Source organism: Paenibacillus sp. BIC5C1 (assembly GCF_032399705.1).
Taxonomy (GTDB): domain Bacteria; phylum Bacillota; class Bacilli; order Paenibacillales; family Paenibacillaceae; genus Paenibacillus; species Paenibacillus taichungensis_A.
In genome coordinates, this window is the sequence record NZ_CP135922.1 from 4,515,843 (window position 1) to 4,528,402 (window position 12,560).

General features: G+C 46.6%; 11 protein-coding genes. 3 read left to right on the plus strand and 8 right to left on the minus strand.

Annotation, left to right across the window (positions count from 1 at the left end):
- Window positions 1-157: 157 nt before the first annotated feature.
- The 3 genes from RS891_RS20005 (at window position 158) to RS891_RS20015 (ending at window position 2,219) form a co-directional block, all read left to right on the plus strand.
- A complete protein-coding gene (locus RS891_RS20005) occupies window positions 158-1,021 on the plus strand; it encodes a class I SAM-dependent methyltransferase (protein ID WP_024630567.1) in 864 nt (287 codons plus the stop codon).
- Between the two features lie 2 nt (window positions 1,022-1,023).
- Window positions 1,024-1,755, plus strand: coding sequence for an RluA family pseudouridine synthase (locus tag RS891_RS20010; RefSeq protein ID WP_315792999.1), 732 nt, complete (start codon window positions 1,024-1,026; stop codon window positions 1,753-1,755).
- Between the two features lie 119 nt (window positions 1,756-1,874).
- Window positions 1,875-2,219: an MGMT family protein gene (locus RS891_RS20015; protein ID WP_113052007.1), complete on the plus strand. Its 345-nt coding sequence runs from the start codon at window positions 1,875-1,877 to the stop codon at window positions 2,217-2,219.
- Between the two features lie 112 nt (window positions 2,220-2,331).
- On the opposite strand, the gene RS891_RS20020 is transcribed toward RS891_RS20015, so the two are convergent.
- From RS891_RS20020 to RS891_RS20055, 8 genes are all read right to left on the minus strand, one after another.
- Entirely contained in the window at window positions 2,332-3,843 is a 1,512-nt protein-coding gene (locus RS891_RS20020) for a DHA2 family efflux MFS transporter permease subunit (protein WP_315793001.1), read from the minus strand.
- Complete coding sequence (locus RS891_RS20025) at window positions 3,840-4,286, minus strand: MarR family winged helix-turn-helix transcriptional regulator (RefSeq protein ID WP_076288997.1); 447 nt, start codon at window positions 4,284-4,286, stop codon at window positions 3,840-3,842. The genes RS891_RS20020 and RS891_RS20025 overlap by 4 nt, the downstream gene beginning before the upstream one ends.
- A 241-nt stretch (window positions 4,287-4,527) precedes the next feature.
- On the minus strand, window positions 4,528-4,965 hold the full coding sequence (locus tag RS891_RS20030; protein WP_063563171.1) for a MarR family winged helix-turn-helix transcriptional regulator: 438 nt from the start codon (window positions 4,963-4,965) through the stop codon (window positions 4,528-4,530).
- Between the two features lie 229 nt (window positions 4,966-5,194).
- Window positions 5,195-7,657: a DNA gyrase subunit A gene (gene gyrA, locus RS891_RS20035; protein ID WP_315793002.1), complete on the minus strand. Its 2,463-nt coding sequence runs from the start codon at window positions 7,655-7,657 to the stop codon at window positions 5,195-5,197.
- Between the two features lie 12 nt (window positions 7,658-7,669).
- The gene (gene parE / locus RS891_RS20040; RefSeq protein ID WP_099858369.1) at window positions 7,670-9,649 is read right to left on the minus strand and encodes a DNA topoisomerase IV subunit B; all 1,980 of its coding nucleotides are present in this window, start codon (window positions 9,647-9,649) and stop codon (window positions 7,670-7,672) included.
- A 76-nt stretch (window positions 9,650-9,725) separates the two neighbouring features.
- On the minus strand, window positions 9,726-10,715 hold the full coding sequence (locus RS891_RS20045; protein WP_315793003.1) for an ABC transporter permease: 990 nt from the start codon (window positions 10,713-10,715) through the stop codon (window positions 9,726-9,728).
- Window positions 10,708-11,673, minus strand: a complete 966-nt coding sequence (locus RS891_RS20050) for an ABC transporter ATP-binding protein (RefSeq protein WP_315793004.1) — start codon at window positions 11,671-11,673, stop codon at window positions 10,708-10,710. The genes RS891_RS20045 and RS891_RS20050 overlap by 8 nt, the downstream gene beginning before the upstream one ends.
- Window positions 11,674-12,540, minus strand: coding sequence for a GDSL-type esterase/lipase family protein (locus tag RS891_RS20055; protein WP_113052003.1), 867 nt, complete (start codon window positions 12,538-12,540; stop codon window positions 11,674-11,676).
- Window positions 12,541-12,560 lie beyond the last annotated feature (20 nt).

Genomic DNA, 12,560 nt, shown 5'->3' on the forward strand with positions numbered 1-12,560 from the left:
ATTTTCAATCGGTTTCCATTTCAGTATATGGTGATGGACCAAATTCAACACCTTATTAGGCGCTGCACCCTTTCAGGCGCCTACCACAACTGGCGTACAGGCCCTTTTTTGTTGTACAATAGTATCCAAATGACTTTTGAAGGATGGATAAATCATTATGTACGTAGCAAAGAACTGGAAGGACTATGAAGTAATCGATACAGGAGGCGGCGAAAAGCTGGAGCGTTGGGGCGATGTGATTTTGCGTAGACCCGATCCACAGATCATATGGCCCCTTGAAAAAGAAACCAATGAATGGCGCCAGGTTCACGGCCATTATCACCGCAGTTCTTCGGGTGGCGGCAGCTGGGATATGAAAAAACCGATCCCAGAACGCTGGACCATCGGATATGAGAACCTGAAATTTCACATCAAACCAACCAGCTTCAAACATACCGGTCTGTTCCCTGAACAAGCGGCTAACTGGAGCTGGATGATGGATAAAATCGCAGGAGCAGGACGTCCCATCTCTGTACTGAACCTGTTTGCATATACAGGCGGCGCAACAGTTGCTGCAGCTTATGCCGGAGCTTCAGTTGTGCACGTGGATGCGGCTAAAGGCATGGTACAGTGGGCCAAAGAAAATGTTCAATTATCCGGCCTCGCGGATCGTCCTGTTCGTTTCATTACAGATGATGTATTCAAATTCGTACAGCGCGAACAACGTCGTGGCAATCGGTATGACGCGATTATTATGGACCCGCCTTCTTATGGCCGCGGCCCTAACGGAGAGACATGGAAGCTGGAAGAGAACCTCTATCCTTTCCTTAAATCCTGTATGGAAATTTTGTCCGATAACCCATTATTCATGCTGGTCAATTCCTACACAACCGGGATTTCGTCTACCGTTCTGCGCAACATGCTGACAATGACGATGTCTGCCCAATACGGCGGTCAAATTACAGCTGGTGAAATTGGGCTTCCAATTACCCGTAGTGGTCTGGATCTGCCATGCGGCATCTTGGGCCGCTGGGAGTCCTGATTATGTCCGAACATTCGCAAACAACGGGAAATATTCCGATTCTGTTTGAGGACAATCATCTGTTAGGCATCACGAAACCGGTCAATGTTCCTACCCAGGAAGATGCATCAGGTGATCCGGATTTGCTCACACTGCTGAAACAGGATTTAAAAGAACGCTATAACAAACCTGGCAACGTCTATCTCGGATTAGTACATCGTCTTGACCGCCCCGTTGGTGGTGCCATGATTTTTGCCAAAACATCGAAGGCGGCTTCAAGATTATCCGAGACGGTTCGGGGACGTCATTTCCGCAAAATATATGCGGCTGTTGTACATGGCAAGCTGCCTGCACAACAAGGAACGTTAAAACACACGCTGCTGAAAGATGCACGTACCAATACCGTCACCGTTGTTCCTAAAGGTACAGCTGGCGGTAAAGATGCTGTGTTGGATTACCGGGTCATCGGCGAAACCGACCGTTACAGTCTGGTTCACATCGAACTGCACACAGGCAGATCTCATCAGATTCGTGTCCAAATGAAAGAGATTGGCTGCCCCCTGTTTGGAGATCAAAAGTACGGTGCAGGTGTGAATAAGCCTGGTCAACAAATTGCTCTCTGGTCTGCCATCGCTGCTTTTCCCCACCCGGTAACAAAGGAAGAAATTGTCCTGCAGTCCCTGCCTCCCCGTGAATTCCCATGGGCAGAGTGGCCGGCTGCTGTGTATGATAAAGCATTTAAATCAGAACATTAATTGATATATTTAAAATAATCATTCACAGGATCAGGTCAAATCTGACCGTAAACCGTGTCATCCAGATTCCTTATCTGAATGGCGCGGTTTTTTTACTCCAATGGAAAGGAAGACCTACTATAACACCTTTTACGAAACAGGTCGTCGCCATCATTGCAGCAATCCCCGAAGGAAAAGTCATGACGTATGGACAGATTGCCGCTCATGCAGGCAGCCCGAGAGCTGCTAGACAGGTTGTACGCATTCTACACTCCATGAGCCGGAAGGAGCGTCTTCCCTGGCACCGCGTCGTCAACGCCAAAGGTCTGATTGCCATTCCCGACGAGCATTCACGCCTCATGCAGGAAACGGAGCTCATTAGCGAGGGTGTTGAATTCCAGATGGATGGAAGCATCAACCTCAGACTGTTCGGTCATGATCCTGGTCCTACCTTCCTCCTTGATCTATCGACAGATGAAGAATAATGTCAACACAAGGCATAACAAAAAGAGAGTTCAGGCAGTGTGATCTGCCTGAACTCTCTTTTGTATTTATAGTACCTTTATAGAATGAATAATAACAGTAATCAAGGATGATTTATGCTGTTGCATTCACTTTTTGTTGCTCAGTTGGTACAGGTTCAGTAGCCGGTTTTGTTTTACGGATAAAGAACGCCAGCAGCAGAGCAACTACAGTCATCGCTGTCGCTACAACAAATGCATAGTTTACGCCGTAGATTGTTGCATCTGCGGTAGCACGAAGCATTGCAGCCTTATCATCTGTAGCGATTTGGCCTGTAGCCAGGGTATCTGCCAGATGGGATTTCAGCTTACTACTCATAATCGTAACGAGAATCGCTGTACCAATCGCACCCGCAACTGTACGCAATGTGTTGGACATCGCTGTACCATGTGCATTCAGGCGCTGTGGAAGCTGATTCAGACCCGCTGTTTGAATTGGCATCATCAACATCGACATACCAAACATACGAGCTGTGTAGATAAACATCATGTAACCATAAGTAGTGTCAATCGACAGGCGGCTGAGCCCCCAAGTTGTGATAGCGGTAATTGCAAGGCCGGCAACGGATAACCAGCGTGCTCCGACTTTATCGAAGATGCGACCTGTGATTGGAGACATAATCCCCATCAGGATGGCGCCTGGCATCATCAGCAAACCAGATTCAATTGGTGAGAATCCACGAATATTTTGCAAGAAAATCGGAAGCAAAATCATACCGGCGAACATCGCCATCGTAACGAGCATGTTAATGATCGTTGTTAATGTATACATGTTGTATTTGAAAATACGGAACTCCAACAGCGGATGATCGGTTGTCATCTGTCTAATAACGAACAGGATCAGGGAAATGGCCCCTACAACCAGACAAGCAATTACAATTGCACTGCCCCATCCGTCTGTACCCGCATCACTGAAGCCGTACAACAAGCTACCAAAACCGAGTGTAGATAAAATAACACCTGGATAGTCCAATTTAGGTTTGGATTGACGTGTTACATTTTTGACAAACGCAATACCGATTGCAGTTGCAATAACGGAGAATGGCAAAATGATATAGAACAATAGTCTCCAGGAATAATGCTCAACCACATAACCTGAAAGTGTTGGTCCAATGGCCGGAGCGAGAATCATTGCGATCCCCATCGTACCCATGGCCTGGCCACGTTTCTCAATCGGGAAGATTGTCAAGAATACAACTGTCATCAGTGGCATCAGGATACCTGCACCTGCCGCTTGAATAACACGACCTACCATCAGAATACCAAAGTTCGGACTTAAACCACAGACCAAGGTTCCTAAAGTAAAGAGCGTCATAGCCGTAATGAAAATTTGACGTGTCGAAAATTTGGCGATCAGATACGCCGTAACCGGAATCAATACACCATTGACGAGCATATAACCTGTAGTCAGCCATTGGGCTTTATTCGCGCCGATGCCGAGGTCCTCCATGATTTTAGGAAGAGCTACGTTCATTAACGTTTGGTTCAGGAAGGCGACGAATGCACCGATTAACAATGCGGCCACAATCGGGCCTTTCTTAATATTGTCCATCGCTGAGGATGGCGCTGCTGCTGCAGTAGTACTCATTGGTTGTTCATCTCTCTTCCTTCTAACTTTTCAATCATTTGATTATGAATTCTTAGCAGGTGCTCAAGGTCTTCCTTCGGGATATCCAGAATAGGTGACACTCGCTCCATCCACAATTGGTGTGTTTCCTGCTGAGCCCGTTCTCCTTTGCCCGTAATCTGAAGCTTTACGGATCGACGGTCCGAGTCGGAACGCGTTCGAACAATGTACTCGCCCTTGACCAGGCGCTCCACCACAGCGCTCATGGAACTGCTGCCCATATGACAGAGCTCAGCCACTTCATTGATACCGATCGAAGGGCGCTCTCTCAAAATGGATAACACCATAAATTGGATCGAAGTGAGCTCAATTTCCTTGTTTTCATTCCAGAATGCCCGGAAGAGCATTTGATTGACCTGCCGAAACGAATTAATAATGTAGAATACTTCATATGTGTCAGACATTAATTCACCCTTTTACTTATGGAATATAATATTTCGTACACGAAATATCAGGGGAACAATTACTTATTATAACAAAAATATTTACATAGTCAACTCTTTACATATAAATTTTCAGAGATTATTCTTAGCTGTTCAAAGCGGGCAAAACTCTTTAAAGTACACATCAATAAAAAATAACCATAGCCCTCCTGCATGTTCTGCAAGAGTTCCATGGTTACTATTATTCGTCCGTCCATCGGCATTAAGATGTGGACAACGCATGCTCTTTTGTTTTTGGTGTCGTCATTTTGCCTAGTAGATATACCAGCAATTGCTGGTTATGCATTGAAATATTGCTGAGAACGGAATTCATAAATTCATTACGAATCGTGATTCCACGTTCGGTCTCCATGCGTCCCTTATCAGATAGGGAAACCCATACAATTCGTCGATCCTGATCATCCCGATCCCGGCGAATCAGTCCGTTTTTCTCCATACGATCCAACAACATCGTCACTGCTGCGGGTGTTGTGGCCAGAAAAGGAATCAGATCGGATGGTTTCATCTTCTCGTGATCCTCAAGAACCTCCAGTACTGCCAGCTGCGCCTCTGTTAACGACGGTGCCAGCTCATGATCCATATGCAGTTTGTAGTCCTTGGTCAGCCTTGACCAACACTTGGCAAAATCGGAATTATACATCTTGAATCGCTCCTCTCTGCAACCGGTTATCACTTCACCTGCTTAAGTTTTCGCCCTTCAAAGCCGCATTCCTGCTGCCTTTTTTCAATTTCCCAGCGATCGACCGTAATCGACGAAGGTTGTTAAACTTCGCATGGAGGTCCTCTTTTAATCCGCGTCTGAACAACAAAATAAGACTCTTCACATGACAGGCTTCCCTGTTCTGCAAAGAGTCTTTATTGAATCCTGATTAGGAGGAAGAAGCTGACTGATTCTCTGCGAGATCCATGATAAGCTCCACAATTTCATCCTGTTTATCCACATGCACAAGCAATTTACCAATATGTTTCCGTTCAGTAATAGGTACAGCTTCGGAAGAAATGTGATGTGATTGACCTTCTTTGGTCATCACCGTTACATTTCGTTGTTCCCGACAATAGAATGCTCCGACAATTCGGCTACCGTTCGGTTTCACCCGTTTGCCTTCCTTAAATTCAAATGTTGCCAGTCCCTTGCCACCACGGCTCTGCAGAGCATAATCCAGCAGTAAAGAGCGTTTGCCATAACCCAAGTCAGATAATATAGCAACCTCGCCTTCATCGCCTTCCACCCACAGAACAGATACAACTTCATCCGTTTCTTTTAACTGAATACCACGTACGCCTCCAGACACACGCCCCATCGGATTTACTTCATCCTCACGGAAACGGATAGCCATGGCTTCTTTGGTGATCAGCATGATATCCTTGCCACCTGTACTTAGATGAACGGATAAGACCTCATCATCTTTGCCGACTTTGCATGCAGCTACTGCGCCGGAACGTTTGGTGACGTATTCCTTCAACTCGGTACGTTTAACCTGTCCTTTGCGAGTGACAAAGACCAGACTGTGGTCCGGTTCTCCAAAGGATTTAACGGCAAGCACACTTGAGATTCGATCATCTTTTGCAAGCGGAATAACATTGACAATCGCCGTCCCCGGATCTTTCCACTTGAATTCCGGCACCTGATGCACAGGTAACAGGAAATACTGGCCTTTCTTCGTAAATACAAGCAGGTTCTCCAGCGTATTAACTTCAAGGACCTGAGCGATATAATCGCCTTCCTTCACACCACTTGCGTTACGCTCCCCGCCGGATCGTGTAAATGACTGCATGCCTGTACGCTTGATGTATCCCTCTTTGGACAAAGTGACAAATACATCTTCCGCGTTCACCAGCACTTCCAGATTAACCTTAAGTTCTTCCACTTCGCCCTGAATGGCTGAGCGACGGTCAATTCCGTATTTCTCACGAATCTCCATCAGCTCTTTGCGGATGACTCCGATCAGCTTGCGGTCACTATCCAGAATGGAGCGTAATTGCGCGATCTTCTTCGTCAGTTCGCCGAGTTCCTTTTCCAGAGAAGTAATCTCCAGATTGGTCAATCGGTATAATTGCAAAGTCAGAATGGAATCCGCTTGACGCTCGGAGAAACCAAACATCCACATCAGGTTATTTTGAGCATCCTGACGGTTCTTCGAAGCTTTAATAGCCGCAATGACCTCATCAAGGATGTTAAGAGCTTTTACCAGACCTTCCAGGACATGTGCACGGTCTTCCGCCTTCTCCAGCTCAAAGCGGGTACGGAACGTCACAACTTCACGCTGATGGGCAATATAAGCCTCGAGGATTGATTTCAATCCCAATTGCTGAGGGGCCTTGTTTACAATCGCAACCATGTTGAAGTTGTAAGTGACCTGCAAGTCGGTTTTCTTCAGCAAATAAGCCAAAATACCTTGTGCATCCGCTTCTTTTTTCAGCTCAACCACGATCCGCAGGCCTTCACGCCCACTTTCATCCCGTACTTCGGCAATTCCTTCAACCTTTTTCTCAAGTCGAATGTTCTCCATCGCAGTAACAAGACGGGATTTTACGACCTGATAAGGGATCTCGGTAATCACGATTTGCTGTTTGCCACCGCGCATATTCTCGATATCGGTTTTGGAGCGGAGATAGATCCGTCCTTTACCAGTGCGGTAAGCATCCAAAATGCCGTCCCCGCCCATGATTAATCCACCTGTCGGAAAATCCGGACCTTTCATAAACATCATGATCTCATCCAGTTCAATTGACGGCTTCTCCATCACAGCAATACAAGCATCAATGGTTTCACGCAAATTATGTGGAGGGATCTCCGTTGCAAAACCAGACGATATCCCACTTACACCATTGACCAGCAGGTTCGGATAACGTGATGGTAATACAACTGGTTCTTTGGCCGTATTATCAAAATTATCCTTAAACAGAACAGTCCGTTTCTCGATATCGCGAAGCATCTCCATTGCGATGGGCGACAAACGGGCCTCCGTATACCGCATGGCCGCTGCCGGGTCATCATCCTGTGACCCCCAGTTTCCATGACCGTCCACGAGCATATGCCCCATTTTCCATGGCTGTGCCATCCGTACCATACCATCATAGATGGAGGAATCCCCGTGAGGATGGTAATTACCCATAACATCCCCAACTGTTTTTGCGGACTTCCGATATGGTTTCTCCGGTGTATTACCTGAATCGTACATAGCGTAAAGAATACGCCGCTGCACCGGCTTCAATCCATCCCGTACATCGGGAATGGCCCGGTCCTGAATAATGTATTTGGAGTAGCGACCGAAACGGTCACCCACGACCTCTTCGAGAAAGGCCGGCATAAATTGTTCTGATAGACTCATTCCAAGCACCTTCTATTCTTCGTACTCTGTAAAGTCGACGTTCTCTACAATCCAGCGTTTGCGCGGATCAACCTTATCACCCATGAGTGTAGATACACGACGTTCCGCTTTTGCTGCATCGACAATTTCTACTTTGAGCAATGCGCGTGTTTCAGGATTCATCGTTGTCTCCCACAGTTGATCCGGGTTCATCTCGCCAAGTCCTTTATAACGTTGAAGCTCCACATTGTTTCCAAATTCTTTCATGTAATTCGCCAGCTCTTCATCAGTCCAGGCATAACGTACACTAGCCATTTTTCCTGATTTACGTGTGAGTTTATATAATGGCGGCTGAGCGATATATATTTTGCCGGCATCAATGAGCGGTTTCATATAGCGGTAGAAGAAAGTCAGCAACAATACCTGTATATGTGCGCCATCCGTGTCGGCATCCGTCATAATTATGATTTTGGAATAATTGCTGTCTTCAACTGCAAATTCGGTTCCAATACCTGCTCCGATAGCCGATGTAATGGCTCGATATTCTTCATTTTTGAGGATATCGGCCAACTTCGCTTTTTCCGGATTGAGCGGTTTACCCTTAAGCGGGAGAATCGCCTGGATCTTGGAATCACGTCCCTGTTTGGCTGAACCACCTGCGGAATCCCCTTCGACGATAAACAGTTCATTCCGGGTAAAATCCTTGGATTGTGCCGGAGTCAGTTTGCCGTTCAGGTTGGAGCTTTCACTGCGTTTTTTGCCGGTCCGCATCTCATCCCGAGCTTTTCGTGCAGCTTCTCTGGCTCTGGAGGCCTGAACCGCTTTGCGAATCAACGTTTGCGCAACCTGCGGGTTTTCTTCCAAAAACCGTTGGATATTCTCGGACACGACAGAGTCTACTGCGCTACGCGCGGAAGCGCTACCGAGTTGATCCTTCGTTTGACCTACGAATTCAACCTCCGACATTTTGACACTGATGACCGCCATCATGCCTTCACGAAGATCATTACCTTCGAGGTTTTTATCTTTTTCCTTAATCATGCTGGTACGCCGTGCGTAGTCATTCATCACACGTGTATAAGCTGCTCTGAATCCGGTCTCATGTGTACCGCCGCCCCTGGTGGGAATCGAGTTCACGAACGACGCCAGCGTTTCCGTATAACCCGCGTTATACTGAATCGCTACTTCGACCTCAATGTCATCCTTCTCCGCATAAAAGTGAATGACATCATGCAGCACATCTTTATTTTCGTTAAGAAAAGCAACAAACTGGCTTGCTCCGCCTTCGTACATGTACTCATCCTGATTGCCTGAACGTTCGTCCTTGAGCACAATTCTCAGACCCGAATTCAGAAAAGCAATCTCCTGAAGACGTTCTGCCAGTGTATCATAATTAAATTGAATGCCGTTCTGAAACACCCGAATATCCGGTTTAAACGTAACTTTGGTTCCCGTTCGATTGGTATTGCCCAATACTTCGAGACCAGACACCGGTTCTCCGACATGCTCAACGCCTTTTTTGTCTTGCCAATACTCGAAACGTTGACGATGAATCTTGCCATCACGGAAAATCTCGACTTCAAGCCATTCGGACAATGCGTTCGTAACTGACGCACCTACACCGTGCAAACCGCCGGATTTTTTATATCCTGATCCACCGAACTTTCCGCCTGCGTGCAAAATCGTAAACACGACCTGGGGAGTAGGAATCCCTGTTTTATGTATACCTGTCGGAATTCCCCTTCCGTTATCCTGAACCGTAACAGAACCGTCCTTATGCAGCGTGATATCGATTTTGGAGCAGAATTTGGCGAGATGTTCGTCGACAGCGTTATCCACGATTTCCCATACCAAATGATGTAGACCCGAAGTACTGGTGCTGCCGATGTACATCCCCGGCCGTTTCCGTACCGCTACCAGTCCTTCAAGTACTTGAATGTCGTCCGCGTCGTAGCCTGAAGACCCTTGTCCTCCGCCTGTCGAACCTGCCGACATATCGATTTGCTCGACCATTCATGCTCCCCCTTCTTAACTTGCAACTAAAAAAATGCCTGAAATGCAAACAGATGTTTTCTTATCCTTGTCCATTTTAATTCAAGATATCCCGTTTCGTAAAGACAATGAATGACACAAAGAGTGAAGCAATGCCCCAAACACTAAGCACAATAAGGGAAAAACCTAAATTCATCCCTTCGATTGGCGGCAATCCGCCAGACAAATAATTCGGAAGTTCGAGGTTAACCATAAACAAATATTTGGCTGACTGCCAGGATGCAGCCATACTCGTGAGAATAGTTCCTGCTATGAGTGCTGCCATCATGATGACAATACTTGCAGCTGTACTTCGTACTAATACAGAGACCATGAAGGCAAGCATCGCCACAATGATACTGACGAACCAGATCAGCCCTGCCTGCATCAGCATATACAGCCACTGGTCCACAGCATGGACTTCAGACATATCGACATCTGTGCCCACAACTTTGAATCCGGTAAAGATCGGCATACCGAAACCTTTATATCCGAATACCGCTCCCGAGATGACATAACAGATAACGTACGCCGACACCACAATAATCGACACGAACATAATCAACGTGATGAGCTTGCTCAGCAACACTTTCCAACGTTTGACTGGACGGGTCAGAAGCATTTTAATCGTACCTGTGGTGCGCTCACCAGATACCAGATCCGAAGCAATAGCCATTATGAGCAGTGGTATAAACAATCCAACGGCGTTATTCATGAATTCCCTCGTAAAAGTTACACCGCCAGGCTCCTTCGGATTGATATCATTCTCCAGATAGTATTGCATTTGCTGGATATATACAGTCCTGTACTTTTTGTATTCTTCTGGTACCCGGTCACTGCCAAGGGAGTTCTGATTATCCGTAATGGCTTGTTGCAGTTCAAGCCGCCAGTCGCCGCCAAACTTGTCACGATTATTTTCCGCAGATTTCATCTGGGCATACGTAAACATCGGAACCAGGACCGCGAGTACGATAAAAATAATATAAAGACGTTTTTTCTTTACCATCTTGATCGTTTCGTTTCGGATCAGCGGCATGATGTTACTCAATGGATTCACCTTCTGTCATTTTTAAGAATAGCTGTTCCAGCGTAGGTTGAATCCGCTGCACTCCTTCAACCTGAATTCCGGCTTGCACCATTTGCTGGACCAGGGCTGGAATCCGATCTTCATGCATTTCAGCAACGACCGCATTCAGACCCAGCCCTGCAACAATCGTATCGTCCATAACATCAGCAGGCCGATCCACCAGGGAAATACCTGCATCCAGCAACATCCTTTTACCTTCATCCAGCGGAGTAACATGCCATATTGCCAATTTGGAATGGTCTTCAATCAGTTCATCGACGCCGCCAACTGCCAGCACGCGCCCGGCACTGATAATTGCTACCCTGTCACAAAGAAGCTGGATCTCGCTGAGCAAATGACTGCTGACGAACACTGCCATGCCTTCGCTTGCAAGCTGTTTGATAAAGACACGAAGTTCCTTAATCCCTTTAGGATCAAGTCCGTTCGTTGGCTCATCCAGAATCAGCAGCCGTGGGCGACTAAGCAATGCCTGTGCAATGCCAAGTCGTTGACGCATCCCCAGAGAGTAGGTTCTTACTTTATCATGAATCCGCTGATCGAGGCGTACAATATCTACGACTTCCTGAATACGGTCATTATCCACCCCTGGCTGCATCCGTGCAAAATGCTCAAGATTCTCCCATCCGGTCAAATACGTGTACACTTCCGGGTTTTCAACAATGGAACCCACATATTTCAGGGCCCGTTCAGGATCACGGTTGACATCATATCCACAGACTTGAATTTTACCTTCCGTGGGTTTAATCAGATCGACTAACATCCGGATGGTTGTTGTCTTCCCGGCACCATTGGGTCCCAGAAAACCGAAAATTTCGCCTGGTTTAACGTCAAAAGTAACATCCTTAATGATCCACTTGCGTCCAATTTTTTTCTTCAGATGCTGCACGGACAATACGGAATCAGTCTGTTCTTGTGCCATTTATTTACCGCTCCCTTCTGCTGGAGTCTCTGCTTGATATTCTTGTGCAATTCGAACCGCAATTTGCTCGTAGCCTTCTCCATTGGGATGAAAATGATCTGACGACAGATATTGTCCCAGATGATTTTCAAACAAATCAAATGTAGGTACGAGTGTCATCTTGTCCTCGTTGTTCAGAACCTTCATCGCAGCATCGTTCCATGCAGCTACAACCGCATTTCCTGGCTCTTTGAGTTCTTTTACATCCCCAAACGGATTGTATAGCCCTATGTATGCAATCTGTGCATCAGGGTTAATTTCTTTGACTTTCTTCAAGATCTCCTGCAAACGCTTCGACGTCTCAGGTAATGCCGCAGTAAGTGTCTCTGCCGTTGGAGCGTCTTCTCCCTGTAGAACTTGTCCACCCTGGAACAGATCATTGGCTCCAATCGACAACAGAATAAAGTTGGACTGTTGTAAGACATAACGTACGCCTTGTTCATCTAGCTTGCTCAATAACGCGTCTGTTCTCAAACCATTCACACCCATATTGTTAAGCACTTGCACATCATATCCTTGATCTTTGAGCAAATTACCTGCCCGCCTTACAAAACCAAGCCCCTCATCATCCCCCGTACCTCTTGCCAGGGAATCACCGATTACAGCCATTCGAATTTTGCCATCTTTCACCACAGGTGTTGATTGCCCGCTATCCTTGGCAGGTGTCGTTGTCTGCTGTCCTGTACCTAATCGGGCATCTCCCTCAGGAAAAATGACGTCTTTAATCGCGTATCCAAACCCAAATAACAGCAGCAATGTTGTCAATATGGATACTGTGCTAATGGTTCTCCAGATCCATGGCGCTGAATCAAGATTCCTTTTTTTCATTCTTCACATCTCCGCTCATG